This window comes from Kribbella speibonae (genome assembly GCF_004331375.1).
Taxonomy (GTDB): domain Bacteria; phylum Actinomycetota; class Actinomycetes; order Propionibacteriales; family Kribbellaceae; genus Kribbella; species Kribbella sindirgiensis.
Genome location: NZ_SJKC01000006.1, coordinates 276105 through 302538 on the forward strand (window position 1 = coordinate 276105; position 26434 = coordinate 302538).

Below are 26434 nucleotides of genomic sequence, written 5' to 3' on the forward strand. Positions count from 1 at the left end.
TTTGGTCATCCTACCCCCGCTCGCCCGGAGGTCCGCCATGCCCCGAAACACCCCGCCGGAACCCGGCTTGCTCGAGCGTCTCGGTCTGTTGGTGGTTCGGCGCCGGCGTGCTGTCGTGCTGCTCTCGCTCGTCCTGACGGTGCTCGTGCTCGCGGTCGCGGCCGGCGCGCTCAACGCCCTCTCGCTGTCCCGGATCGCCGATCCGGCCGCGGAGTCGGATCGCGCCCGCCGAGTGCTCGCCGACCAGTTCCGGACCGGTCCGCCGAACCTCGCGTTCCTCGTGACGGCGCAGACGGGAACGGTCGACGAACCCGCCGTACGGGCCGCTGGTGTTGGGTTGACCAACGACATAGCGCGGCAGTCCGGGGTCGCCGGAGCAGCGTCGTACTGGTCGCGCGCGGACAGTCCGGCGTTGCGCAGCAAGGATTCCCGGCAGGCGCTGATCCTCGTCCACGTGCCGGGCGACGTGAACGAGGCGCGTCAGCGGGTCGGTGAGCTCGCCGCGCAGTACGCCGGGTCGCGCGACGGAATCACCGTACAGCCGGGCGGTCAGGACGAGGTGTTCCGCGAGATCGGAGCCCAGGCCCGTGCGGACTTCCTGCGTGCCGAGCTGGTCGTGATCCCGCTGGTGCTCGGCTTGCTGATCCTCATCTATCGCAGGGTCTCGCCGGCCCTCGTGACGCTCGGCGTCGGGATCTTCGCGGTCGGCGGCGCGCTGGCCGGGCTGCGGGCGATCGCGACGTTCACCGAGGTCTCGACCTTCGCAGCCAACCTCGCGCTGGTGATGGGACTGGCGCTCGGCGTCGACTACTGCCTGTTCGTGATCGCGAGGTTCCGCGAGGAGCTGGCGGCCGGGGCCGAGGTCGACGACGCCGTGGTGGCCGCGGTCCGTACGGCCGGGCGGACTGTCTTCTTCAGCGGCCTGACGGTCGCGGTCTCACTGCTTACGCTGCTGCTGTTCCCCCTGTCGTTCCTCCGGTCCTTCGGGTACGCCGGTGTACTCGTCGTCCTGTCCGCGCTGATCGGCGCGCTCGTCATCCTCCCGGCCGCGCTCGCGCTCCTCGGCCGCCGGGCGGTCCGGCCCTCGGCGACAGGCTCCGGCTCGGGCCGCTGGGCAGCCCTCGCGACCGCCGTGATGCGCCGCCCGGCACTCATCGGCGGCGCCGTCCTCGCGCTGATCCTGCTGCTCTCGTCGCCCGCCTTGGGCCTGCGCCTCGGCCTGCCGGACGCGCGGATCCTCCCCGCGGACGCGAGCAGCCGGATCATGGCGGACCAGGTGCGCGAGAACTTCGGCCAGGAGGAGTCCGATGCCTTGTACGTCGTGATGCCCGAGATCACCGATCCGACGCGATTGGCGCCGTACGTGAAGACTCTCGGGCAGCTGGACGGGGTGGCGCAGGTCGACACCTACGTCCGCAACGGCGGGGCGTACCTGACGGTCATTCCGACCGGCGAGGTGCTCGAGGGAGACGTCGGGAGCCTCGTTGACCAGGTCCGCGCGGCTGAGGCGCCGTACCCCGCGGTGATCGGTGGATCGCCGGCCGAGATGCTGGACTGGCGTGCGGCACTCATCGAACGGATCCCGCTGGTGCTCGGGTTGATCCTGCTGCTCAGCGTGCTCGTGCTGTATGTCGCGACCGGCAGTGTGCTGCTGCCGTTGAAAGCAACCGTGCTGAACCTGCTCAGTCTCGCGGTGATGTTCGGCGTCATGGTGTGGGTGTTCCAGCACGGCAATCTGTCCGGGCCGCTCGGTTTCACGGCGACCGGCGTACTCGAGGCGAGCATGCCGACCCTCATGTTCTGCATCGTGTACGGACTGTCGATGGACTACGAGGTGTTCATCGTCTCGCGGATCCGGGAGGAGTACCTGCGGACCGGGGACACCGAGCAGGCGGTGGCGACGGGGCTGCAGCGATCGGCGCCGTTGGTCACGAGCGCGGCCGCCGTACTCGCGCTGTCGTTCGCGGTCTATGCCGGCGGCGGGGTCGTGTACCTGAAGATGATCGGGATCGGGATGGCCGTCGCGGTGCTTGTGGACGCGACGGCGGTCCGCGGCGTGCTGTTGCCTGCGTTCATGAAGCTCGCCGGACGCGCGAACTGGTGGAGCCCGATCAGCTGACCTTCGCGATCGTGGCGATGGCTTCGGCGATCTCGGTGGGGGTGCGGGCCGCGTAGCCGAGGACCAGGCCGGGGGCGTGCGGGAGTTGGCAGTGCCATGAGAGCGGGTGCGCTTTCACGCCTGCCTCCAAGGCAGCTGCGGCCAAGGCAGTGTCGTCTCCGTTGGGCAGTGTGATGGTGAGGTGGAGGCCGGCGGCCGCGCCGTGGATGGTTGCGGTGGGCAAATGGTTGCGGATGGCGTTGACCATCGCGTCGCGGCGGATGCGATGCCGGCGGCGGAGGAATCGGAGTTGGCGCTCCAGCTCGCCGGACTCCATCAGGGCGGCGAGGGTGAGCTGCGGGAGACCGGCGTTGCCGAGATCCGCCAGGCGCTTGCGAGCGATCAGTTCTTCCTTGTACTGCGGGGGAGCGAGCATCCAGCCGATCCGTAGCGCCGGGGCGAGCAGCTTGGACACGCTGCCGGTGTAGATCACGTGGTCGGGCAGCATCGCGCGCAGCGCCGGGACCGGCGGCCGGTCGTACCGGTGCTCGGCGTCGTAGTCGTCCTCGATGACCAGTCCGCCGTCCTTCGCCCACTGGATCAGCTCGCGCCGCCGTTCGCCGTCCAGTACGACCCCGGTCGGGAAGTGGTGAGCCGGCGTCACCATCACCGCGCCCGCGCCGGAAGTCCGCAGTACGTCGACCTGCAGGCCGCGATCGTCGACGGGAATCGGCGGCGTCCGCATACCCCAGTTCTGCAGGTGCTGACGGGAACCGAGCGAGCCGGGGTCCTCAACCGCGATCTCGTGAATGCCGTGCCGGTCGAGCATCTGGGCCACCAGCCCGATCGCCTGGGCCACACCGGCCACGATGATCAGGTCGTCCGGATCCGCGGCGATCCCCCGGTACTGCGCCAGCCACGCCGCGACCGCGCGCCGCAACGTCGGCGTACCCGCGGGATCGCCGTACCCGAACTCCGCCGACTTCAGGTCCGCCAGCACGGCCCGCTCCGCGCGCAGCCAGGCTCCCCGCGGGAACGCCGCCAGGTCCGGGACCCCTGGTGTCAGGTCGATCCGCGCCGGGACCGCCCGCAAATTGTCGAAGATCTCGTCATCGAGATCGGCAGCTCGACAGGAGGTAGTGCCTAGAACCTTTTCGTCTGGAGGCACGCTAGGCGGGCGAGGGTGTGTACGTAGACGAGTACGTACTGTCGCGCTGCCCATGACGATGGTTCCGCGGCGGCCGTGGGTGGAGACGTGTCCGTCCTCGGTGAGGCGCTGGTACGACTCGGTGACGACGCCCCGGGAGAGACCGAGGTCGGTCGCGAGGGTGCGGGTCGAGGGGAGGCGGGTGCCGACCGGGAGGTGGCCGGTGGAGATCGCCGTCCGGAGGCGGTCGGTGAGCCAGTCCGCGAGACCGCCGGGCGGCGCTTCGGACGGGTCCAGCTGAAGGAAGTCCGCCCCGCCATTGGACCTGCCACTTATCGCCGGATTGGACCTGTTCACAGGACCATTGTGGCGCGACCTTGGAGGTATGGGAACCGACTACGTCCACGGCTACACCCCGGCGGAGACCCGCCGGCTGTCCGACCAGGCCGGCACGCTCGCCGACCTGCTGCACGGCGGCACCACCTACGCACCCGGCAGTCGCGTACTGGAGGCCGGCTGCGGTGTGGGAGCGCAGACCGTCCAGCTGGTCACTCGCAGCCCCGGCATCGACCTGGTCTCGATCGACATCTCCGAAGCATCGCTCGCCCAGGCCAAGGCACGGGTCGCCGACCACGCGCCGCACGCGACGGTCGACTGGCGGCACGCCGACCTCCACGACCTGTCCGGCGAGAAGTTCGACCACGTCTTCGTCTGCTTCGTCCTCGAACACCTCGCCGACCCCGTAGTCGCGCTCAACCGGCTCCGGGGCCTGCTCAAGCCCGGCGGCACGATCACCGTGATCGAGGGCGACCACGAGTCCGCGTTCTTCCACCCGCGGAGCGCGCAGGCCCAGGCCGTCATCGACTGCCTCGTCGACCTGCAGGCCGCCGCGGGCGGTGATTCGCTGATCGGCCGTCGGCTCCAGCCGTTGCTCGACCAGGCCGGGTACGACGACGTACAGGTCGGGCCGCGCACCGTGTACGCCGACCAGAACCTCCCGCATCTCGTCGACGGGTTCACCCGCAAGACCTTCATCGCGATGGTCGAGTCCGTGCGCGACCGCGCCATCGCCGCCGGCCTGCGGACCGAGGCCGAATGGGCCGCGGGCATCCGCGACCTCGAGAAGTCCGCCGCGCCCGGCGGCACCTTTCACTACACCTTCTTCAAAGGAGTGGGACGGACATGATCGCTTTTCTCGTCCTGATCGCCGTCATCTGCTGGGCCCTGAATCGCAACCAGCGCAGGGAAATCCGCCCGACGGTGGGCGGCGTCACCGACCGGGACCTGGAACGGCTCGTCGCCGATCTCAGGTCTTGTTCATGAACGCCTGGTAAACACTTGGGTATGGCCCCGACTGAGCAGCTCGAGATCGAGACGAAGTACGACGTCGGCACCAGCGTGATCCTGCCGGCGCTGCACGAGTTGCCCGGGGTCGCGAGCGTCGCGCAACCGGTCGAGCTCGAGCTGGAGGCCGTGTACTACGACACCTCCGAGCTCGACCTGGCCGCGAACAAGGTGACGCTTCGACGGCGGACCGGCGGTGAGGACGACGGGTGGCACGTGAAGTTCCCGGGGTCCTCCGGCGGACGGCTCGAGGTTCGGCATCCGCTCGGCCGGTCGGTGCGCAGCGTGCCGATCGCGGTCGTCCGTACGGTCCGCGTGCATGTCCGCGACCGGCCGTTGACGCCGGTCGTGACACTGCAGACCCGGCGCATCGTCCATCGGTTGCTCGACGCGGACGGCGGTGTCCTCGCGGAGCTCGCCGACGACCACGTGACCGCGACGGTCGAGGGCGGCGAGCCGGAGAGCTGGCGGGAGTGGGAGGTGGAGCTCGTCGACGGCGACCGCCTGCTGCTCGAGGACGCGGGTGAGTTGCTGACGGCCGCGGGCGCCCGTCCGGCGAGCGGTCCGAGCAAGCTGGCGCGGGCGCTCGGCGATCGCGTTCCGGCGTACGACGAATGGACCTTGCCGAAGAAGCCGCGGACGTCGGACCTGTTCCGTGCGTACGCCGGCGCGCAGGTGCAGGCGATCCGCGAACGGGACCCCGAGGTACGGCGGGACGTCCCCGACTCGATCCACAAGTTCCGGGTCGCGACGCGGCGGCTGCGGTCGGCGCTGGCGACGTACCGTCCGGTGATCGACCGTACGGCCGGGGACGAGTTGCGGGCCGAGCTGAAGTGGCTGGCCGGCGAGCTCGGGGTTGCCCGGGACGCGGAGGTGCAGCGCGAGCACTTCGCGGCCGAGGTCGCGGAACAGCCGGTCGAACTCGTGATGGGACGCGTCGCGGGGCGGATCGACGACCATCTGCGGCGGGTGTACAAGGACGGGCGTGCCGGGGCGCTTGCCGCGCTGGAGAGCCCGCGGTACTTCAGGCTGCTCGACGCGCTCGACGACCTGATCGCGAAGCCGCCCGTCACCGGCGACGACCGGAAGGCGAGCAAGCAGATCGGCGAACTCCTCGACCACGACTACCGGCGGATGCGCAAGGCAGTACGCCGTTCGCAGCAGGCCGAGACCGTGGCGGAACAGGATCACCAGCTGCACGAAGTACGAAAGTCCTCGAAGCGACTGCGGTACGCCGCGGAGTCCGCCGTACCCGTTCTGTCCGACGCCGCCGACCTGGCCGCCCGCGCCGAAGAGGTCCAGGAGATCCTCGGCGAACACCAGGACTCGGTCGTCTCCCGCGAACTTCTCCACCACCTCGCCCTGGAGGTCTACGCCGAAGGCGGCAACCCCTTCACCTACGGCCGCCTCCACGCCGCCGAAGAATCCCGCGGCAACACCTCCCGCGACGCGTTCTACAAACTCTGGCCCACCCTCAAGTTCCACTGACCTTTCCGGCCTGGAACGTGCGAGACGGACCCGGGGGAGGAATCCGGGTCCGTCTCGTGGGGCGGGGGTGGGGCTGCCAGGCAGGTCCGCGTCGATTCAGCAGGGCCTGCCTGACAGGTCTTTCAGTGGGAGACCGCCTTCTCGGCGCCGGCGCCGGTCAGGGAGCGGACCTCCATTTCGGCGAAGCGGTCGACGTCGACCTGCTCCTTGCTGGTGATCGTTCCGAGCCAGCCGAGGACGAACGCCAGCGGGATCGAGACGATGCCGGGGTTGTCCAGCGGGAACCAGTGGAAGTCGATACCGGTGTCGGTGATCATCGACAGGCTCGCACCGGTCTTCTTGTCCACCTTGCCGGAGACGACCGGGCTGAAGATGATCAGGATGATCGTCGAGGCCAGACCGCCGTAGATGCTCCACAGGGCGCCGCGGGTGTTGAAGCGCCGCCAGAACAGCGAGTACAGGATCGTCGGCAGGTTCGCACTCGCCGCGACCGCGAACGCGAGGGCGACCAGGAACGCGATGTTCTGGCCGTTCGCGAAGATGCCGCCGATGATCGCGACGATGCCGATCACGACCGCGGTGTACCGCGCCACCCGGACCTCGCCGTCGCCGCTGATCTGGCCCTTCTTGATGATCTGGCCGTAGATGTCGTGCGCGAACGACGTACTCGCGGTGATCGTCAGACCGGCGACCACGGCCAGGATCGTCGCGAACGCGACCGCCGAGATCACCCCGAGCAGCACCTCGCCACCGAGTTCGAACGCGAGCAGCGGGGCGGCCGAGTTCGCCTTGCCGGGCGCGGCCCTGATCGCGTCCGGTCCGACGATCGCGGCGGCGCCGTACCCGAGGACCAGCGTGAACAGGTAGAAGATGCCGATGATCCAGATCGCCCAGCTGACACTGCGCCGGGCTTCCTTGGAGTCCGGAACCGTGTAGAACCGCATCAGCACGTGCGGCAGGCCGGCGGTGCCGAGCACCAGGGCGAGCGCGAGCGAGATGAAGTCCAGCTTGGTGACACCGGTGACGCCGTACTGCAGACCGGGGCTGAGCAACTTCTCGCCGGCCGCCGGGCTCTTGTCGACGGCCGCACCGAGCAGGCCGGAGAGGTTGAAGGTGTACTTCGCCAGCACCCAGATCGTCATGATTCCGGCGCCGATGACCAGCAGGACGGCCTTGACGATCTGCACCCAGGTGGTGCCCTTCATGCCGCCGACGAGGACGTAGGTGATCATCAGGATGCCGACCACCGCGATCACGATGCTCTGCCCGGCCCGGTTGCTCACGCCGAGCAGCAGGGCGACCAGACCCCCGGCGCCTGCCATCTGCGCCAGCAGGTAGAAGAAGCAGACGCCGAGGGTCGAGATCGCGGCCGCCATCCGGACGGGCCGCTGCTTGAGGCGGAACGACAGTACGTCGGCCATCGTGAAGCGGCCGGTGTTCCGGAGTAGCTCTGCAACTAGTAGCAATGCAACTAGCCACGCGACCAGGAAGCCGATGGAGTACAGGAAGCCGTCGTACCCGTTCAGCGCGATCGCGCCGGCGATCCCGAGGAACGACGCGGCGGACAGGTAGTCGCCGGCGATCGCGATGCCGTTCTGCGGGCCGGTGAACGACCGGCCGCCGGCGTAGAAGTCGGCCGCGGTCTTGTTGTTCCGCGACGCCCGGAAGACGATCGCCAGCGTGGCCAGCACGAACAGCGCGAAGATCGCGATGTTGACGGTCGGGTTGCCGATATCCGTTGCCATCGGCAACATGAGCGGGGCGGTCACTGCGGTTCTCCCTCGATCTGGTGGCGCAGCTTCTCGGCGTCCGGGTCGATCCGGCGGTCCGCCCAGCGGACGTAGATCATCGTGATCGCGAACGTCGACACGAACTGCCCGAGGCCGAACAGCAGGGCCACGGTGATGTTCCCGCCGACCTTGTGCGACATGAACCCGTGCGCGTAGTCGGCGAGCAGGACGTAGACGAAGTACCAGACCAGGAACAGCGCGGTCATCGGGAACACGAAGCGCCGGAACCGGCGACGCAGCTCGGAGAAGTCCGGTGATAACTGGACATCCCGGTACGTCGTCAGGTCCGGATCGCGCATATCACTCATCGCGAGACCTCCAGAGAGGGGATCGAGCCGGGCGGATTGAGGCCGGCGAGGTTGCTCTGCGTCGTACTGTGGCCTGGCTCACGGCACGTCCGACAGCACCGGCGCGCTCCGGTCGCTCAGCGGAGCACACCAGTCGTTCGGTGGATCACTCAACTGCGCCGAGCGGTAGGAATCACGCGACGAACGGCTACCTGGTCGGCAGGCCGCGATCCACGTCGACCGCTTCGGGCGTGTGCAGGCGGACCATGCTGCGGGCGGTGCCGGCCGGGATGCGGTGCGGGGTGAGCTTCGAGACCACGATGACGGTGAGGAAGGCGAGCGGCATCGTCCACGCGGCCGGCTGACCGACGAGTGCCGCTGCCCAGCCGCCCTGTGGCGCGTCGGACACGTTCACGAGGGCGGCCGCACTGGCCGCGATCCCGCCGACGACCAGCCCGGCCGCGGCGCCGGTCGTCGACATCCGTCGCCACCAGATCCCCAGTACCAGCAGGGGACAGAACGTCGACGCGGCCAGCGCGAACGCGAGTCCCACCGTGTCCGCGAGGCTCAGCGCCCCGGTCACCGTGAACGCCAGGTACGGCACGATCATCGCGATCAGCGCCGCGATCCGGAAGCTGTTCACCGCGACGTAGTCGCCCCCGGTCCACCGGTGCAGCCGGCTCCGCAACAGGTCCTGGTCGATCACTCCGGCGATCGCGACGGTCAGCCCCGACGACGTCGACAGGAACGCCGCGAACGCCCCGGCCGCGACCAGTGCACCGAGTAGATCCCCTGTAGTACCAGGGAAAACTCGCCCGGGCAGCTCGAGTACGACGGTGTCTCCGCCCGCGCTCACCAGGTCGGGCGCGAACATCCGCCCGAGGACGGCGTACATCGGGGGGAAGAGGTAGAACAACCCGAGCAACGCCAGGACGACGACGGTCGTACGCCGGGCCGCGCGGCCGTCGGGGTTGGTGTAGAAGCGGACCAGGACGTGCGGGAGCCCCATCGTCCCGAAACAAAGGGCCAGGAGCAACGAATAGGTCGCGTACAGCGGGTGGTCGCGACCGCCCGCGCGGGACAGCGGCTCGGCCCATTCGGCGGCCGCGCCGTGCAGCGAGTCGAGGACGCCGACGGGATGGTGCCAGGCGAGCAGGATGACGAAGATCGGTGCCGCGAGCGCGGTCAGCTTGAGCCAGTACTGGAAGGCCTGAACGAACGTGATCGACCGCATCCCGCCCGCGGCCACGTTGATCACCACGATCACCGCGACGATCATCGCGCCCACCTGCGGCGGCGCGCCCGTGACGGTTTGGACGGCGAGGCCGGCGCCGTGCAGTTGCGGCAGGAGGTACAGCGTCCCGATACCGACCACGAGCCCGGCGCAGATCCGCCGTACGACGGGGGACTCGAAGCGGGTCTCGGCGAAGTCGGGCAGCGTGTACGCACCGGACCGGCGCAGGGGAGCGGCGACCAGGACCAGCAGCATCAGGTAGCCGACGGTGTAGCCGACCGAGAACCACAGCATGTCGGCGCCGTTCACCAGCACCAGCCCGGCGACGCCGAGGAAGGACGCGGCGGACAGGTACTCGCCGCTGATCGCCGACGCGTTCCAGCGCGGGCTGACCGCGCGGCTGGCGACGTAGAAGTCACTGGTGGTCCGGGAGATCCGTAGCCCGAACAGCCCGATCCCGATCGTTGCCACGACCACCAATCCGATCGCGGTCAGGCTGATCGCCGGCGACACCGCTATTGCCGCCCTACGAACTCGGTGAACTCGGCTTCGATTCGTTCGGCGTTGCGGACGTAGATGCGTGCGGCGACGTACACGACCGGGTACACCAGGATGCCGAGGACGACCCAGGGCAGCGGCAGGCCCAGCACCGACAGTGTGCGGGTCGGCGGGACCAGCCAGAACAGCAGCGGGATGCTGCCGAGCACGAGCACCACACTGCCGATGACGACCAGCGTGAGCCGCAGCTGGGACTGGATCAGCGACTGCATGTAGACCTGGCCGAGGCGGGTCTGCTCGTCGATCTCCCGCGCACCGGTGGGCAGGATGGGTCGCCGGGCCGCGCTGGTCCGTGGACTGGTGACGCGGACCCTGCGCGGTCCTTCCGGTGTACTCATTTCATCTCAACGAGGTCGAACGGACCAGGAGGTCGCGGAGCTCGCGCGTGTGCCGGCGGCTGACCGGGAGCCAGTCGTCACCGACCCGGACCGCGCAACGGCCGCCGTCCACCCGCATCTCGTCCACGTGCTGCAGAGCGACCAGGGTGCTCCGGTGGATCCGGGTGAAGCCTGCGTCGCGCCAGCGTTCCTCCAGCGTGCTGAGCGGGATACGGACCAGATGCGAGTTCTCGCCGGTGTGCAGGCGCGCGTAGTCGCCCTGTGCTTCGACGTACTGGACCGTGGAGCGCTGGACGAACCTGGTGACGCCGGCGAGCTCCACCGGGATCACCTCGTCGTCCGGCTCATCTGGTGACGGCGGCGCGGGCGGTGCGCCCTGGGCGATCACGCGCTGGATCGCTTGGGACAGGCGCTCCGGCCGCACCGGTTTCATCACGTAGTCGGTGGCCGCCAGCTCGAACGCCGCCACCGCGTGCTCGTCGTACGCCGTGACGAAGACGATCTGCGGGCTCCTGGAGAACTTGGACAGCACCTTGGCCAGGTCGATGCCGTCCAGCCCGGGCATCTTGATGTCGCAGAACACCACGTCCAGGTCGCTGGCCTGCAGGATCTTCAGCGCGTCCGGTCCGTTGGTGGCGCGCCGGATCTCGCCGATCCGAGGGTCCTGCTCCAGCAAGTACACCAGTTCGGCCAGGGCTGGCTCCTCGTCGTCCGCAACCAGCGCGCGCAGGGGAGTATCCGCCATAAGGCGAAGACTACGGCGACGCATGCACTCCTGAGGAGTATTTGGGGATTCGGAACGTCACCTTGGTTCCGGCGTCCACGGCGGTCTCCACGACCAGGCCGTACGTGTCGCCGTATACCTGCCGCAGGCGCGCGTCGACGTTGCCGAGGCCTACCGAGTCGCTGCCGGACTCGCCGGACAGGGCCGCCCGGATCACCTCCGGGTCGCTGCCGGCGCCGTCGTCCTCGACGCTGATCTCCGCCTCGTTGATCTGGTCGCGGGCGCGGATCGTGATGTTGCCGACTCCCGTCGTACCTTCCAGACCGTGGCGTACGGCGTTCTCCACGAGGGGCTGGACGACCAGGAACGGGATGACCACCGGGAGCACCTCAGGAGCGATCTGCAGCGACACCTTGAGCCTGTCCCCGAAGCGGGCCTGCTCCAGGACCAGGTAGCGCTCCACGTTGCGTAGCTCGTCAGCCAGCGTGGTGTACTCGCCACCACGCCGCAGGGCGTAGCGGGAGAAGTCTGCGAACTCCAGGAGCAGCTCACGCGCCCGCTCCGGGTCAGTGCGCACGAACGACGCAATAGCCGCCAGAGCGTTGTAAATGAAGTGCGGGCTGATCTGGGCTCGTAGTGCGCGCAGCTCCGCCTCCATGGCACGGGTGCGCTCCTTGTTGAGCTCTGCGAGCTCTACCTGACCAGAGACCCACCTGGCGACCTCCTCGGTCGCTCTGACGAGTGCCGCGGAGGTGTTGTTGCTGTACGCGACCAGTACGGCGACCACGCGCTCTTCGGTGACGATGGGCGTGACGACCGCTGTACGGATCGGGCATTGCGGGTCGCCGCACGCCACGTCATGCGCACCGAGTACCGCCGTACGGCCGGAGCGGAGTGTCGGTGCGGCGAGGTCCTTGGCGTCGCGGCGGTGGTTGCTCTCGTACGGTCCACCTACGCCGTCCCACGCCAGCACGCCGGACGAGTCGCAGATCGCGATGGCCGCCGTACCCAGGAGGTCTCTCAAGTGGCGGCTGGCCTTGCCGGCCGCTGCGGGTGTCAGGCCCTCGCGCAGGTGAGGGCTGGCCAACGAGGCGGTATGCAGGGTCGCATACGTCGCCTTGTCGGCCGGAGTCCCGAAATGCTTCCGCCGCCGCGCGAACACCCCCTGACGGTAACCGCTCAGCTCTCCGCGCGCGGCCTGAACGCCTCCAGCGCCTCCGTGTCGGAGTAGTTGTGCAGGAGGTACTCCGCGACCCATTCACTACGTCCCGGGTACGTCGACTCGCTCTCGATCCTGGCTGCGGCCTTGGCCGCGTCAAGTGGTGCACGCCGCAGCTGTACGCCGTCCTCGGTCAGGAGCGCCCAGCTCGGACCCGGAGCGCCGTACGGCATCCCGACACTGCCGGCGTTCACCACCAGCCGCCGATCGACCTGCCGGGCGAACGGCATGTGCGTGTGCCCGCACACCACCGTCCGCACCTCATCCGGCAGTCCTGTGAACACCTGCGCCCACCGGGAGATCGGGCTGTCCACCAGCACCATCTCCTCGTCGTCGCGCGGAGTGGCGTGGCAGAACAACACGTCCCCGATGGTCACCGTGGTCGGCAGCCCGGCCAGCAACTCGACCTGGTCCTCCCGCAACTGCTCCGCAGCCCAAGGACTCACCGCATCCGGCGGTTGTGCGGAGTAGGTTCCACGGGCCATCTCCACAAGCTCCCGGTCCGCGTTCCCGCGCACCCACACCACCCGCTCGCCCAACGCGCTCAAGACATCCAGCGTCTCCACCGGCTGCGGCCCACTGGCAATGTCCCCCGCCAGCACGATCAGATCAGCCGCCTGTACCTCCGCCTCGCCCAGCACAGCCTCCAGCGCAGGCAGCACCCCGTGAACATCAGCCAGCACAGCAACCGTGGTCATGCCCGCAGTCTGCTCCAGAACCCAAGCAAACACGGGCCAATCTGCTCAAAGCAGATCAGCTGGTGAAGGCGACGTCCTTCGCCGAGGTGATCTCGGTCGCCCGCTCGCAGGTGGCGTTGTCGAGCGAGCAGCGGACGATGGTGCTCTTGGTCGACGGTGCCTGACCGCCGCCGGACACGACCGCGACCATGAGGACGTTCCGGTCGTCTTCGGCGGCGACGCGGTAGAAGCAGCCGCTCCACTGCCGCAGCACCTTGCCAGTGCGCGCGTCCAGCGCGGTCACGATGTTGCTGCAGTAGCTGTCCCCGTACGCCGGAACGCCGAGCGCGACCGCACCGTCAGGCGTGAAACCGCTGATCCGGTAGTCGCAGGTCTGGAATCGCTTCTTGCCGGTCGCGACCTCGACGACCGTGGAGCAGCCGTCGCCGTTGTTGTTCGCAGGCAAGGACGCAGCGAGCCTGCCGTCGCCCGAGACAGCGAGCGCCTCGCCCGGGACCGTCTTCACCAGCACAGGTGCGGTGGCGCCCGGCGTCCAGGTGTAGAGCTTCCCGCTGCGCTCACTGCCCTTGGCCGTGGCTCGGTAGTACACCGTGCCTTTCGCGTACGTCAGGATCTGGATGCTCAGTACGTCGGGGAGCTTCACGGACCGCTCCGAGTCACCGGTGTCGGAGTACAGCGTGGCGCCGTACTCGCCGGACTCCACTGGCGCGGTGACCGCGTACGCGACCGCTGACCCGTCGGGCCGCCCGGCGAGCGTGGTGACGTGTGGGACGCGGCGGACCACTGCTCCGGCTGAGTTCAGCTCTGTCAGCTCGCCGCCTGTGGTTGTCGCCAGCACGCCCTGTCCGAGGCGAGCGATGTCCCCGAGACTCTCCGACCCCGGTACCGTCAGCTGCTTTCCGGCCCCGCGCACCGTGTGCCAGAAGCGGTAGGTCACCTGAGGGTCCTGTCCCTGCGGCAGTTTGGCCGCCTCCAGAGCAATCGGACCGGACGGCTGCTGCGGCGTCGAAGGCGGAGCCGTGGTGGGCTTCGGGGCCGTCGGTGGCGGCGGCTTGGGGGTGGTCTTCACCGGCGTCGGCGTCGGCGTCGGCGAAGAGGTCGCGTGTGGGGTCGCGGAGAGCGTGGGACTTGGAGTCCCGCCCAGCGGTGCGGCGTGGGTCGGGGACTCGGCCTGTGGCACTTGCCGGGCGGCAACAGCTCCGCCCGCGGCAACAGCTGCCACAGCCGTGACCGCCACGACGACGATCAGCCGGCCGATGCCCTGTCGCGCGGGCGGAGTTGTCACCTCATGCGCCGATCAGCAACTGGCCCTTGGCGAGCGGAGTGGCCAGCTCGCAGGCTCCGGTGGTGATGGTGCAACGGACAATCGATGCCGGTGTCTCGTCGCCGTCGTCGGCCAGCAGGAGCAGGTGCTGGTCGTCCTCGGGGATCGCTTGCCGGAACACACCGGACCATTCGTGCAGCAGACTGCCGTTCTTCGCGTCCAGGACCACGGCGATGCCGTCGCCGTACCCGTCTTGGTACTTCGACCCGCCGATGACGGTGGCGCCGTCCGGTGTGAAGCCGGTGATCATGTAGTCGCAGGTGCGCCACAGCCGCTTGCCCGCGGGCACCGTGAGGAGGCTGCTGCAGCTGCTCTGGTCCGCCAGGGTGGTCAGCGAACCCGCCGTACCCGTGCTGGACACCGCCAGTGCGCTCGGGATGCTCTTGAGCAGTGCGGCCTTCGACTCGCCTGGTGTCCACTCGTAGAGCGCGGAGGGCCCGTCTTGAGCGGTGGAGGCGTCGAAGTAGACCTTGCCGTTGACGTAGGCCTCCAGCGTGGTGTTCCAGATGTCCGGGACGGTGATCTTCTGGAGACCGCCCTGCCCCTCGGCCTGCTCGGCGTAGATGGTCGCACCGGCCGTTTCCTCGCCGGTGTCCTTCCGTTTGGTACCGGCGTACGCTGCGGCGCTGCCGTCGTCCGTGGTGACGATCTGGGTGATGTCCGGCGTCCGGCGGGTGACGTTGCCCTCGCTGTCGATGGTCAGCATCTCGTTGCCGAAGCCCTTGGTGACCACCGCCAGCGAGGACCCTCCGAGGCGGGCGACCTCCTGGATGTCGGTGGTGCCGGGAACCTTCACGTCCTCGCCGGCGCCGCCGCGGATGGTCCGGCCGCTCAGGTAGGTGATCTGCGGGGTCCGGCCGGTGGTGAGCTTCTTCAGGTCGATCTTCGTCTTCACCGGACCGGCCGTCGGCTTGGAGGAGGGAGTCGACGACGGGGTCGGCGTCGGCTTCGCCGTGGGCGTGGGGGTCTTCGTCGGGGTGCTCGTGGCCGTCGTCGGGGAGCTGGACAGGGGCGCCGCGTCGGCCTCGTTGGCCTGCGGGCCCTGGCGCCAGGCGAGGGCCCCGCCGCCCGTGACGGCGGCGACGGCAACAGCCGCTACGAGGGCGACCAGGCGGCCGTTCTGCACTCGCATCGTCGATCTCCTCAACTGATTCATGGTCCCGCTGTAGAACATGAGACGTCGGAAAATACTGCTTTGTTCACTCCAGCGAACGGGTCGCAGAACGGATCGAGCATAATTACGCCATGGACCAGCCACCGCGGATCGGCCGGTACTCCCTGGTCCGCCGGGTGGGTGCCGGGGGTTTCGCGACCGTTTGGCTGGCGCGCGACGAGCAGCTGGACGCCGAGGTCGCGGTCAAGATCCTGTCCGACAACTGGGTCGAGGACGAGGACGTCCGCCGCCGGTTCCTGGCCGAGGGCCGGTTTCTGCGCAAGGTCGACTCGCTGTACGTCGTCGGCGTGCACGACATCGGCGAGGCCGACGACGGCCGCCCGTTCATGGTCCTCACCTACGCCGACGGCGGCACGCTCGCGGACCGGATCAAGGCCGGACCGCTCGAGTTCGGCGAGGCGGTCCGGATCATCACGCAGGTCGGCCGCGGCCTGAAGCACCTGCACGCCCGCGGCGTCCTGCACCGGGACGTGAAACCGGCCAACGTCCTGTTCCGCACCGATCCGAACGGCGACCGCGCGATGCTGTCCGACCTCGGTCTGGGCAAGTCGCTCGCCGAGGTCTCGCGGATCACGATGCCCGGCGGCACTCCGGCGTACGTCGCTCCCGAACAGGTGATGGGCGAGCGGCTGGACCACCGTGCCGACCTGTACTCGCTCGGTGCGGTCGCGTACGCCGCCTTCACCGGCCAGGCGCCGCACGGGGTCATGAGCCTCGGTGCGGTGATGCAGATCGACTCACCACCGCCCTCGATGACCACACTGCGCGAAGACGTGACGGACGCGGTCGACGTCGTCGTACGGCGTGCTCTCGAGCCGGACCGGGACAAGCGCTGGCCGGACCTCGACAGCTTCCTCAACGCACTGCGCGAGGCGCACACCACTGGCAAGGTCCCGGCGGGGCTGGTGCCGGCCGCAGACATGCCCACACCGGCCGCCACAACCGCTCCCGTCGACCAGGCCACGGCACTGGCCAGCGCAAGCCAGTCCACCGTGGCTACGAAGCCCCAGCGTCGCAGGCGGGCAGGGGTCTTCACAGCACTCGCTGCGGTGGTGCTGGCAGCAGGCGGCGGGTACGGCGGCTACCAGTACGTCCTGACCCGCCCGGTGACGGTGGAGAACGACGGTCTGTCGGTCAAGGTCCCCCGCCAGTGGGGACAGCAGGCGAACGGGGACAAGTCACTGGTTGTCAGCACGGACACCTCAACGTGGCAGACCGACCCGAACACCGAAGGCGTCTACGTGGGCCTGGTGAACGCCACCAAACTGCCGACGTCTACCTCTACTCCGCCTGGCTGCACGCCGGAAGGTGACCCGGAGACGTCCGGGGATCAGGTCGTCACCTTCAGGTACAGCTGCAACAACGTGCCGACCGTGCTGGAGCAATACAAGAAGGTGAGCGACACGACCCTCCTCCGGGTCCAGGTCCGTGACGACAACCCGCAAGGGCGTCAAGCGGTAGTGGACTCGGCGACGTACGCGCCCTAAGGAACCAGGGACGTCAGGGACGAGATGGTTGCCTTGTGCATGCGGGGGATGACGTTCAGGGTGGCGGGGTCCGACGCGTACAGGTGTGAGCCGGACTCGTAGACCAGGTACGCGGTGCCGTTGTACTCGGTGATGCCCTCGGTCATGCTCGGGGCGCGGAAGCAGCTCAGCGCCGCCGCGTCCAGGTCCTTCTGACCGCGTTTCACCACGTAGATGTTGCTGCGGTTCCCCCGCCCGTACGACGTGCTGTAGATGAAGTGGTTGGCGGTGACCGTCAGCCCCTGCGTCTTCGTCGGGACCTCCCAGGCGCCGGCCAGTGTGGTCAGGGTGCCGTCGTCCGCGATCTTGTACTCGTACATCGTCCCGCGGCCGGTGTCGTTGAACGTCCCGGAGAACAACGAGTCCCCGTAGCTCCCGATGAACGACGATCCGGCCACGTCACGCGCCGTACCGACCTGCGCGAGGTACGGCGTACCGGCGGCCTTCAGCGCGTCCCGCAGTTCCGTCAGCCGGTACTTGCGGATGCTGCTGCCCTGGCCGGACACGAACGCCCAGCCCTTGCTCACGGTGATCCCGCCGACGTGGGACTCGGCGATCGCGACCACGCCGACGGTCGCGCCGGTGGCCGGGTTGATGCCGTAGATCTGCGAGTCGGCGCCCTCGCGGTACGACGCGATCAGGATCAGGTTCGTGCCGGAGCCGTCCCAGTTGTACCAGGTACCGGCGCCCTGCGGGGTGTGCGTGCCGAGGTTGGGGATGCTCGCGCTGTTGCTGAACCGGGCGTCGTACTTGTAGGACGCGGACGGTCCGTCGTAGAACGTCGAGCCGCCGCTGGTCGAGGTGTCGCAGCTGATCGCGGCGTGTGCAGACAGCGTGCTCGTGAGAGCGGCAGCTGTCGTGATGAAGGCGGTCGAGATGGCAAGAATGCGCATGGTGACCTCCGGAGGTTGGGCGGAAACCTACGAGATTTTCAGAGTAAATCGGCAATGAGTAACGCGCGAGGGTTCACCGGGCGTCGGCTTCGCGAACGGACGCCGTACGGTTGTCGCATGAGCGATCTGTCAGCGGCGATCGACCGCGTTCTGCCCAGCGTCCGTGCCGACCTCGAGGACCTCATCCGGATCCCGTCGGTCAGTTACGAACCGGCCCGTGCGGCCGACGTCCAGCGATCCGCGGAGGCGACCGCGGCGTTGTTCGAGGCCGAAGGCTTCACGGTGAAGATCGTCCGGGCCGGTGAGGGCGCGCCCGCGGTCATCGCCAAGAAGGCCGCACCGGCCGGCAAGCCGACAGTGCTGCTGTACGCGCACCACGACGTCCAGCCGACCGGACCGGTCGAGCAGTGGACGTCGGACCCGTTCGAGCCGACCGAGCGCGGCGACCGGCTGTACGGGCGGGGCGCGGCCGACGACAAGGCCGGGATCGCCGCCCACCTGGCCGCCGTACGGGCCTTCGGCAACGATCTGCCGGTGGGCGTGACCGTGTTCGTCGAGGGCGAGGAGGAGATCGGCTCACCGACCCTGCTGCAGTTGCTGGACGAGTACTCCGACGACCTCGCCGCCGACGCGATCGTGATCGCGGACTCGGGCAACTGGGATGTCGGCCGGCCGGCGCTGACGGTGTCGCTGCGCGGTCTGGTCGAGGCGTACGTCGAGGTGCGGACGCTGGATCATGCGGTCCATTCCGGATTGTTCGGCGGGCCGATCCCGGACGCGCTGTCGACGTTGTGCCGGCTGCTCGCGACCCTGCACGACGACAAGGGCGACGTCGCGGTGGACGGTCTGCACGCGTCCCGGGCGGCCGATGTGGAGTACCCCGAGGACCGGCTGCGGGCCGAGTCGAGCGTGCTCGATTCCGTCCGGCTGACCGGCTCGGGTTCGCTCGTCGACCGGTTGTGGACCCGGCCCGCGATCGCCGTACTGGGGATCGACGCGCCGACCGTCGCGGAGGCCAGCAACACGCTCGTGCCGGTCGCGCGGGCCAAGGTGAGCCTGCGGGTCGCGCCGGGCGACGACGCGATCAAGGCCAGCGCGGCGCTCAAGGAGCACCTCGAGAACCACGCGCCGTGGGGTGCCCAGGTCACCGTCACCGAGGGGCAGAACGGTCAGCCGTGCAGCGTGAACGCGCGCGGCGCCGGGTACGAAGCGGCCCGGTCGGCGTTCAAGACGGCGTGGGGTGTCGACCCGATCGACATGGGTATGGGCGGCTCGATCCCGTTCATCGCGGAGTTCCAGCAGACCTTCCCGCAGGCCTCGATCCTGGTCACCGGCGTGGAAGATCCGGACACCCGCGCCCACGGCATCGACGAAGGTCTGCACCTCGCGGAGTTCACCAAGGTCTGCCTCGCGGAGGCCCTGTTGCTGCAGAACCTCGCAAACCAGGCATGACCGGGCTTTTCGGCGACCCAGTGTTTGGCATAGGTTTCGGCGAGTGAAGATCGCAGTCGTACGGGAGACCAGACCGGCGGAGCGCCGGGTCGCGCTGGTGCCGGAACAAGTCGCGAAACTGATCGAGCTCGGCTACGAGGTCGCGGTCGAGCCGGCCGCCGGTGAACGCGCGCTGTTCTCCGACGACCAGTACCGCGACGCCGGCGCCGAAGTGGCCTGGGGCGCCGACCACGCCGCGACCATCGTGGCGTCGGTGCAGCCGCTCGAACGCGAGCGCCTGCAACGGTTGCACGCCGGTACGGCGCTGATGTCGTTCCTGCCGACGAACCCGCCAGACGTGGTCCGGACCGCAACCCGGGCCAAGCTGACGGTGTTCGCGATGGAGCTGATCCCGCGGATCTCCCGGGCCCAGTCGATGGACGCCCTGTCGTCGCAGGCGCTCGTCGCCGGGTACCGGGCCGCGATCGTCGCCGCCGAACGGCTGCCGCGCTTCTTCCCGCTGAACATGACCGCGGCCGGTACCGTCCCGCCGGCCCAGGTCCTCGTCCTCGGCGCCGGCGTGGCCGGCCTGCAGGCGATCGCCACCGCGAAACGACTCGGAGCGGTGGTCAAGGCGTACGACGTCCGTACGGCCGCCGCGGAGGAGATCGCGTCGATGGGCGCCGTACCGATCGAGCTCGAACTCGGCACCCTCGACGGCCCCGGCGGGTACGCCCGCGAGATGACCCCGGAACGCGCGCAGCTCCAGCGTGAACTGCTCACGCCGTACGTCGCCGCCGCGGACGCCCTCATCACCACGGCCGCCGTACCGGGCCGGACCGCGCCGATGCTGGTGACCCGGCAGATGGTCGAGCAGATGAAGCCCGGCTCGGTCGTGGTCGACCTGGCGTCCGAGCAGGGCGGCAACGTCGAAGGATCCGTCGCCGGGACCGAGTTGACGATCGGTGACGCACTCGTCTGGGGCGGCGCGAACGTGCCGTCGCAGATGGCCGGGCCCGCCTCGCGGCTCTACGGCCAGAACATCGCGAACCTGATCCGGCTGATGACCCGCAACGCCGCCTTCGATCCCGACTTCGACGACGAGATCGTCCGCGGCTGCTGCGTCACCCACGACGGCGCCGTACTCCACGAGCCCACCCGAGAGCTTCTGAAGGGCCAGGCATGACGGAATCCATCGCGTTGCTGACGATCTTCGTACTCGCGGCGTTCGTCGGCGTCGAGGTGATCAGCAAGGTCTCCTCGACGCTGCACACGCCGCTGATGTCCGGGGCGAACGCCATTCACGGCGTCATCCTGGTCGGCGCCATCATCGTCACCGGCGCGGCCGACTCCGCGATCGTGGTGATCGTCGGGCTGCTGGCCGTCGTCCTCGCGACGGTCAACATGGTCGGCGGGTTCGTGGTCACCGACCGGATGCTGGAGATGTTCAAAGGTCCGGGGGCTCGCAAGAAGGAGCTGCACAAGTGATCCCCACCTGGGCCCAGATCGGCTATCTGGTCGCCGCGGTCTGCTTCATCGTCGCGCTGAAGGCGCTGTCGTCGCCGCGCAGCGCGCGGACCGGCAACCTGATCGGCGCCGTCGGAGCGGTCCTCGCGGTGATCATCACGTTCGCCGCCTACAAACCCGACCACCTGGTGCCGATCCTGATCGCGCTGGCGATCGGCACCGTCGGCGGTGTGATCGGGTCGCGGCGGGTGCAGATGACCCAGATGCCGCAACTCGTTGCCTTGTTCAACGGCGTCGGCGGCGGCGCGGCCGCGCTGGTCGCCCTGCTCGAACTCGGCGACGTCCCCTCCGACGCGACCGTCGCGGCGATCGCCACGGCGTTCACGATCCTGGTCGGCGCGATCAGTTTCTCCGGCTCGGTGGTGACGTTCGCCAAGCTGCAGGAGCTGATGACGACTCGTCCGGTGACGTTCCCGGGCCTGCCCGTGCTGTTCGTCGCGTCGCTACTCGGCGGTGTCGCGCTCGCGGTCTGGCTCGTGTCGGATCCGCGCGTGTGGGTCGGCGTACTGCTCTGCCTCATCGGTCTCGCGATCGGTGTCATGCTGGTGCTGCCGGTCGGCGGTGCCGACGTACCGATCGTGATCTCGTTGCTGAACGCCTTCACCGGTCTGACGGTCGCCGCGGGCGGTTACGTCCTCGGGAACACGCTGCTCCTGGTCGCGGGCACGCTGGTCGGCGCCGCCGGTACGTTGCTGACCAAGCTGATGGCGGACGCGATGGGACGCTCCGTCTTCAACATCCTCTTCGGCGCGGTCCGCGGCGGATCGACGCTGGGTGCGGGTACGGCGTCCGACCGGCCCGTCATCTCCGGCGGACCGGAGGACGTCGCGATCCTGCTCGGGTACGCGAACAAGGTCATCATCGTGCCCGGGTACGGTCTCGCCGTCGCGCAGGCGCAGCACACCCTCCGCGACCTGGTCGAGGAACTGCAGGGGCGCGGGGTCAAGGTCGACTACGCCATCCACCCCGTCGCCGGCCGCATGCCCGGCCACATGAACGTCCTGCTCGCCGAGGCCCAGGTCCCGTACGAGCAACTGCGCGAGATGGACGACATCAACGGCGACTTCAAGACGACGGATGTCGTTTTGGTGGTCGGCGCCAACGACGTGGTCAACCCCGCCGCCCGCAACACCCCGTCGGCCCCCATCTACGGCATGCCGATCCTGAACGCCGACGAGGCCCAACGCGTCATCTTCCTCAAACGCTCCATGCGCCCCGGCTTCGCAGGAATCGAGAACGAACTCCTCTACGACCCCCGAACCACCCTCCTCTTCGGCGACGCCCGAGACTCCCTCACAAAACTCCTAACCGCCCTCAAAACCGTCTAACCCACCACACCACCAGCCCGGGCCAACACCCGACACTGCGGGCTGTGTCTGGGGGTGAGGGGTGTGTGGGTACTGCGGGCAGCGCCTGGTGTTGCGGACTCCGTCTGGAGCGCACAGGCACCTGACGTGCTGCCCGCGGTCCCAACCAGCTGTCGACGGCTGAAACGGTCTGGACGCGCACCGCCGACGCCTTTGGGGAAACTATTTGCCGCCCACTCGCCAAAAGTTTCCCCAAAGCGGCTGACGGCGAAGCAGGCACGCGTCCGGTGCACGTGGGCGATTGCTTGTGCAGGTAATTGCCGAGCGTCGGCCCGCACACCTGGCCGCTCCCGGCCAACGGCCTGGCCCGGCCACCGGGAGCTGTTGTTCGCCCCGTCGTAGATCTGTTTGACTTCCGCAAGCGGGAACCTCGGGCGGCGCACCCATTCCTCTCGCCAACCCCTTGAAGGAGTCCCTTTGCGCTGCCCACACCGCCCCACAACCCGAGCCTGGGACTGGGGCTAATCCACCCACCCCGCTGCGCCGCCCGAACCCCCAACTCAAACCGCCCCGAAGCCCCCACCTGCTCACTCAACTTCGCCGCCATCCTGCGAACAGTCCGCAGAGAAACTCCGAGCTTCCGCCCAACCTGCTCGTCCGTGGCCCCCTGCACCAGCAGCCGTAGGAGCTCTTTCTCCTGCATGCTCAAGTCGCTGTCGCTGTGCACAGGGCTTTGTGTGAGGCTGCGACCGCGCTGCCAGTAGTGCTCGTAGAGATCTACAGCGACGCGCAGAACCGCCTCGCTGTGATGGACCATCGCACCGATCGAGTTGTTGTCCGGGTCGATTCCTACGACCACTGCATCATCGAAGATGATCATCTTCAGCGGGACCGACGGCACTACCCGGAACTGGCCGCTGTACCGCTGGACGAAGTCGACGAACTCGCGCACTCCACGGAGCTTCACCTGAGACTCGACGATCAGGTACCGGGCGTCGAGTCTGCGGCTCAGTACCGCTTTGTCGCCAGATTCTTCAGGATCGCGTGCAGGCATTACATCAGGTGGAAACATTCCCCACATGCGTTCCGTCGGCGAGAAATGCTGCATCCTTTGATAGGCGCGCTCGCCCTCAAGTACCTCGACACCGCCCGCGTTCTTCTGGACGATGAATTCGGTGTAATCGGCAACGAATCGTCCGGCAGCGGTCCGGTCCGCGTTCAACGCTCCGGCGAGGGAGTCGATCTCAGCTTGCCGCCGGGCGGCCAGCATTTCGAATCCCGCCCGCGGGTGGAGCGGATAATCCTCGTCGGGGATGTTCCAGCGCGGCACAAGTAGCCCCAGTTCGCGCAGCGCATCGAGATGCTTGTCCACGGCACCCTCGGCGATGCCGGCAGCTGAGGCCAACTCGTCCCGATGGGCAGCCCGAATCAGATCCGGACGACGCAGCAATGCCTGGTAGACCGCGAAGTTCGCATCATCCAGCCCAAGCTCTTTGAACATTCCGTGTTTGGCGCCCCTCAGACCCAGCCGCGTTTGGCGGCGGCGACGCCGAGTTCGAAGCGGCTGGCGGCGTCGAGGCGTTCGGAGAGGTTGGCGGTGATGCGGCGGGCGGTGCGGAGGGAGATGCCTAGGAGGCGGGCGACCTGCTCGTCCTTGGCGCCGCCGGCCAGTAGACGTAGCACTTCGGCCTCGTGCGGAGTGAGCGGCGTCTCGTCGTCGCGGTCGTCGGGGTCGAACATTTCTGTTGCCCTGGACCAGTAGGCGTCGAAGAGCGCGAGGGCGACGGAGACAACGGCGGGGGTGCGGTGGATCACCGCACCAGCCGTCGGGCTCTCCGGATCCATCGGCATGACCGCGATCTCCTGGTCGAAGATCAGCAGGCGCATCGGCAGCGTGGGTGTCATCCGGACTTCACCGCCGAGCTTGTGCATCATGGCGGCGTACTCGAGAGCCTGTTTCGAAGCGGTCATGCTCTGGAGGTACACGGTTCGCATCTTGAGGCCGCGCCCCAGGTGCTCGAAGTCGGGCGAGCGTTCCGCCTTCGGGACCGAGTCGTCGAAGTGCGCGGGGACCAGACCCCAGAAGGTGTCTTTGGCCTTCAGCGCCAGCTCCTCGATCCGACGCGAAGCATTCGCACGGCCCTTGAGTACCTCGACATCTCCGCTGCTCCGCGAGGTCAGCAGCTCGTTGTACTGCTCGGCGATGACTTCGGCGGAGGCTTCGGCTTCTCTCAGCTCGCCGAGTGCTCTGTTCAGTTCAGTACGTCGTCGTTCCGCCAGGCCGGTCAGCCCGACGCGAGGATGGACTGCATGCTCGCCGTCCGGATTCGTCCAGGTCGGGACCAGCAGTTCCAGCTTTCGGAGCGTGTCCATCAGCTCCTCGACTTCGCCGGCCGAACGGTCTACTAGCGCCGCAATCTGCCCGGGCGTACTGTCTGGGTGGTTGAGAAGGGCGTGATAGACCGCGAAAGTGGCTTCGTCCACCCCCAGCGGCTCGAGCACGATCTTCTCCTCCAGAACTTGTCGGAACCGACCATATACAGACAGCGTCGACAAAGAGGACACAACGGTCGGAACCGGATTATTTCGAAAGGTCGAATAGTGATCAAGAAGTTGCTGAGTGTAGCCGCTGGCGCCCTCTTCCTTGTAGCGGCTAGCGCGCTCCCTGCCGCGGCGGCGGGCGACGAGCCTGCCTGCGTCCCCATGACCTGCTGGTAGACGCTGGTCTTGGGTACACGTCGCGTCCCGTAGACTGCGGGTGTGGCTCGTGGCGATGGTCGGCTTACTCATGAACTCGACCCGCAGGATCTGGGTCCGCAGGACGCCTGTGGCGTCTTCGGGGTCTGGGCGCCGGGGGAAGAGGTTGCCAAACTCACCTACTTCGGGCTCTATGCCTTGCAGCACCGGGGGCAGGAGTCGGCCGGGATCGCGGTCAGTAACGGGAGTCAGATTCTCGTTTACAAGGACATGGGGCTGGTCAGCCAGGCGTTCGACGAGGCCACTCTGGCTTCGCTCCGCGGGCATATCGCGATCGGCCACTGCCGGTACTCGACGACCGGGTCCAGTGTCTGGGCCAACGCGCAGCCGACGTTCCGGTCCACCGCGACCGGGTCGATCGCGCTCGGTCACAACGGCAACCTGACCAACACCAGCGAGCTCGCCGCGAGCCTGAACGGTGAAGGTGACCTTGATCTCGGTCTGGACGCCGAGGTCGATCACGCGAAGGCGAACGCGAAGCACGGTGCGTCGAGTGACACCGACATCTTGACCTCGATGCTCGCCGGGTACCCGGATCTGACCATCGAGCAGGCCGCCGCGAAGATCCTCCCGAAGGTCAAGGGCGCGTTCAGTCTGGTCTTCATGGACGAGAACACGCTGTACGGCGCCCGCGACCCGCAGGGCATCCGCCCGCTGGTGCTCGGCCGGCTGGAGCGCGGCTGGGTGATCGCCAGCGAGACCGCCGCCCTGGACATTGTCGGCGCGAGCTTCATCCGCGAGGTCGAGCCGGGTGAGATCGTCGCGATCGACGCGGAAGGTCTTCGCTCGACCAAGTTCGCCGAGCCGGACCCGAAGGGCTGTCTGTTCGAGTTCGTGTACCTGGCGCGCCCGGACACCCAGATCTCCGGTCAGCGGATCCATTCGACCCGGGTCGAGATCGGCCGCCGGCTGGCGCGCGAGCACCCCGCCGAGGCGGACCTGGTCATCGCGACGCCGGAGTCCGGCGTACCGGGCGCGATCGGGTACGCCGAAGAGTCCGGCATCCCGTACGGGTCGGGCCTGGTCAAGAACGCGTACGTCGGCCGCACGTTCATCCAGCCGAGCCAGACGATCCGCCAGCTGGGCATCCGGCTGAAGCTGAACCCGCTGCGCGAGGTGATCGAGGGCAAACGCCTGGTGGTCGTCGACGACACGATCGTCCGCGGCAACACCCAGCGGGCCGTGATCCGGATGCTGCGCGAGGCCGGCGCCAAGGAGATCCACGTCCGGATCACCGCGCCGCCGGTGAAGTGGCCGTGCTTCTACGGCATCGACTTCGCCAGCCGCGCCGAACTGATCGCGAACGGCCTGAACACCGAGGAGATCTGCCGCTCGCTCGGCGCCGACTCGCTCGGTTACATCAGCCTGGATGTCCTGGTCGAGGCCACCACCGTGCCGAAGGAGCGGCTCTGCCGGGCCTGCTTCGACGGGGTCTACCCGGTGGCGCTGCCGGATCCGGAGCACCTCGGCAAGCACCTGCTCGAGCTGCCGGTGGCCACCGATGTCGACGGCCTGGCCACGGTCTCCGGCGGTGCCGGCGCCGCGGACGCGCTCAGCCGTCCGTAGTAGG

At 68.4% G+C, this 26434-nt stretch carries 24 protein-coding genes; 11 read left to right on the forward strand and 13 right to left on the reverse strand.

What is annotated here, in order from left to right:
- Positions 1–37 precede the first annotated feature (37 nt).
- Positions 38–2119, forward strand: a complete 2082-nt coding sequence (locus E0H92_RS35675) for an MMPL family transporter (protein ID WP_131499339.1) — start codon at positions 38–40, stop codon at positions 2117–2119.
- Here E0H92_RS35675 and pdxR read toward each other — a convergent pair.
- Positions 2112–3602, reverse strand: coding sequence for a MocR-like pyridoxine biosynthesis transcription factor PdxR (pdxR, locus tag E0H92_RS35680; protein ID WP_131499340.1), 1491 nt, complete (start codon positions 3600–3602; stop codon positions 2112–2114). The two genes, E0H92_RS35675 and pdxR, sit on opposite strands and share 8 nt — an antisense overlap.
- A 28-nt stretch (positions 3603–3630) precedes the next feature.
- On the opposite strand from pdxR, the gene E0H92_RS35685 reads away from it, so the two are divergent.
- The 3 genes from E0H92_RS35685 to E0H92_RS35690 are packed head-to-tail and all read left to right on the forward strand — an operon-like array spanning position 3631 to position 6077.
- Complete coding sequence (locus E0H92_RS35685) at positions 3631–4431, forward strand: methyltransferase (protein WP_131499341.1); 801 nt, start codon at positions 3631–3633, stop codon at positions 4429–4431.
- The gene (locus tag E0H92_RS44435; RefSeq protein ID WP_165547302.1) at positions 4428–4568 is read left to right on the forward strand and encodes a hypothetical protein; all 141 of its coding nucleotides are present in this window, start codon (positions 4428–4430) and stop codon (positions 4566–4568) included. Before E0H92_RS35685 ends, E0H92_RS44435 begins: the two co-directional genes overlap by 4 nt.
- A gap of 21 nt (positions 4569–4589) precedes the next feature.
- On the forward strand, positions 4590–6077 hold the full coding sequence (locus E0H92_RS35690; protein ID WP_131499342.1) for a CYTH and CHAD domain-containing protein: 1488 nt from the start codon (positions 4590–4592) through the stop codon (positions 6075–6077).
- Positions 6078–6199: 122 nt separating this feature from the next.
- Here the strand turns inward: E0H92_RS35690 and E0H92_RS35695 are convergent, their stop codons facing one another.
- From E0H92_RS35695 to E0H92_RS35735, 9 genes are all read right to left on the reverse strand, one after another.
- Positions 6200–7831 carry a solute symporter family protein gene (locus tag E0H92_RS35695; protein ID WP_131466801.1) on the reverse strand — a complete coding sequence of 544 codons (1632 nt, stop codon included), beginning with the start codon at positions 7829–7831 and terminating at the stop codon, positions 6200–6202.
- An 11-nt stretch (positions 7832–7842) separates the two neighbouring features.
- A complete protein-coding gene (locus tag E0H92_RS35700; RefSeq protein WP_131466575.1) occupies positions 7843–8175 on the reverse strand; it encodes a DUF485 domain-containing protein in 333 nt (110 codons plus the stop codon).
- Between the two features lie 187 nt (positions 8176–8362).
- Complete coding sequence (locus E0H92_RS35705; RefSeq protein WP_165550170.1) at positions 8363–9901, reverse strand: sodium/solute symporter; 1539 nt, start codon at positions 9899–9901, stop codon at positions 8363–8365.
- A 2-nt stretch (positions 9902–9903) separates the two neighbouring features.
- Positions 9904–10284 carry a hypothetical protein gene (locus E0H92_RS35710; protein ID WP_131466573.1) on the reverse strand — a complete coding sequence of 127 codons (381 nt, stop codon included), beginning with the start codon at positions 10282–10284 and terminating at the stop codon, positions 9904–9906.
- A 1-nt stretch (position 10285) separates the two neighbouring features.
- Positions 10286–11029 (reverse strand): LytR/AlgR family response regulator transcription factor, encoded by a 744-nt coding sequence (locus E0H92_RS35715; RefSeq protein ID WP_131466571.1) that lies wholly within the window; start codon positions 11027–11029, stop codon positions 10286–10288.
- A 10-nt stretch (positions 11030–11039) separates the two neighbouring features.
- Complete coding sequence (locus tag E0H92_RS35720; RefSeq protein ID WP_131293088.1) at positions 11040–12170, reverse strand: histidine kinase; 1131 nt, start codon at positions 12168–12170, stop codon at positions 11040–11042.
- Between the two features lie 17 nt (positions 12171–12187).
- Positions 12188–12925, reverse strand: coding sequence for a metallophosphoesterase family protein (locus E0H92_RS35725; RefSeq protein WP_131499343.1), 738 nt, complete (start codon positions 12923–12925; stop codon positions 12188–12190).
- Positions 12926–12980: 55 nt separating this feature from the next.
- Positions 12981–14210 carry a hypothetical protein gene (locus E0H92_RS35730; RefSeq protein WP_131499344.1) on the reverse strand — a complete coding sequence of 410 codons (1230 nt, stop codon included), beginning with the start codon at positions 14208–14210 and terminating at the stop codon, positions 12981–12983.
- Between the two features lies 1 nt (position 14211).
- On the reverse strand, positions 14212–15381 hold the full coding sequence (locus E0H92_RS35735; protein WP_165550171.1) for a hypothetical protein: 1170 nt from the start codon (positions 15379–15381) through the stop codon (positions 14212–14214).
- Positions 15382–15494: 113 nt separating this feature from the next.
- Here E0H92_RS35735 and E0H92_RS35745 point away from each other — a divergent pair, with 113 nt between their 5' ends.
- Entirely contained in the window at positions 15495–16910 is a 1416-nt protein-coding gene (locus E0H92_RS35745) for a serine/threonine-protein kinase (RefSeq protein WP_131499347.1), read from the forward strand.
- On the opposite strand, the gene E0H92_RS35750 is transcribed toward E0H92_RS35745, so the two are convergent.
- Positions 16907–17842 carry a hypothetical protein gene (locus tag E0H92_RS35750; protein WP_131499348.1) on the reverse strand — a complete coding sequence of 312 codons (936 nt, stop codon included), beginning with the start codon at positions 17840–17842 and terminating at the stop codon, positions 16907–16909. The two genes, E0H92_RS35745 and E0H92_RS35750, sit on opposite strands and share 4 nt — an antisense overlap.
- A 117-nt stretch (positions 17843–17959) precedes the next feature.
- Here E0H92_RS35750 and E0H92_RS35755 point away from each other — a divergent pair, with 117 nt between their 5' ends.
- Genes E0H92_RS35755 through E0H92_RS35770 form a run of 4 tightly spaced genes read left to right on the forward strand, consistent with a single transcriptional unit; the run spans position 17960 to position 22128 of the window.
- Positions 17960–19294 carry a dipeptidase gene (locus E0H92_RS35755; protein WP_131466557.1) on the forward strand — a complete coding sequence of 445 codons (1335 nt, stop codon included), beginning with the start codon at positions 17960–17962 and terminating at the stop codon, positions 19292–19294.
- A 43-nt stretch (positions 19295–19337) separates the two neighbouring features.
- Complete coding sequence (locus tag E0H92_RS35760; RefSeq protein WP_131293104.1) at positions 19338–20459, forward strand: NAD(P) transhydrogenase subunit alpha; 1122 nt, start codon at positions 19338–19340, stop codon at positions 20457–20459.
- Entirely contained in the window at positions 20456–20761 is a 306-nt protein-coding gene (locus E0H92_RS35765) for an NAD(P) transhydrogenase subunit alpha part 2 (RefSeq protein WP_131293106.1), read from the forward strand. Before E0H92_RS35760 ends, E0H92_RS35765 begins: the two co-directional genes overlap by 4 nt.
- Positions 20758–22128 carry an NAD(P)(+) transhydrogenase (Re/Si-specific) subunit beta gene (locus tag E0H92_RS35770; protein ID WP_131499349.1) on the forward strand — a complete coding sequence of 457 codons (1371 nt, stop codon included), beginning with the start codon at positions 20758–20760 and terminating at the stop codon, positions 22126–22128. The genes E0H92_RS35765 and E0H92_RS35770 overlap by 4 nt, the downstream gene beginning before the upstream one ends.
- Here the strand turns inward: E0H92_RS35770 and E0H92_RS45830 are convergent.
- Positions 22115–22987, reverse strand: coding sequence for a helix-turn-helix transcriptional regulator (locus tag E0H92_RS45830; protein WP_420843845.1), 873 nt, complete (start codon positions 22985–22987; stop codon positions 22115–22117). The genes E0H92_RS35770 and E0H92_RS45830 overlap by 14 nt on opposite strands.
- Between E0H92_RS45830 and E0H92_RS45350 the strand changes: the two genes are divergently transcribed.
- Positions 22871–23443 carry a hypothetical protein gene (locus E0H92_RS45350; protein WP_238173741.1) on the forward strand — a complete coding sequence of 191 codons (573 nt, stop codon included), beginning with the start codon at positions 22871–22873 and terminating at the stop codon, positions 23441–23443. The genes E0H92_RS45830 and E0H92_RS45350 overlap by 117 nt on opposite strands.
- A 182-nt stretch (positions 23444–23625) precedes the next feature.
- Here the strand turns inward: E0H92_RS45350 and E0H92_RS35780 are convergent, their stop codons facing one another.
- Positions 23626–24609, reverse strand: a complete 984-nt coding sequence (locus E0H92_RS35780) for a helix-turn-helix transcriptional regulator (RefSeq protein ID WP_238173743.1) — start codon at positions 24607–24609, stop codon at positions 23626–23628.
- Positions 24610–24867: 258 nt separating this feature from the next.
- Between E0H92_RS35780 and purF the strand changes: the two genes are divergently transcribed.
- A complete protein-coding gene (gene purF, locus E0H92_RS35785; RefSeq protein WP_131466551.1) occupies positions 24868–26430 on the forward strand; it encodes an amidophosphoribosyltransferase in 1563 nt (520 codons plus the stop codon).
- Positions 26431–26434 lie beyond the last annotated feature (4 nt).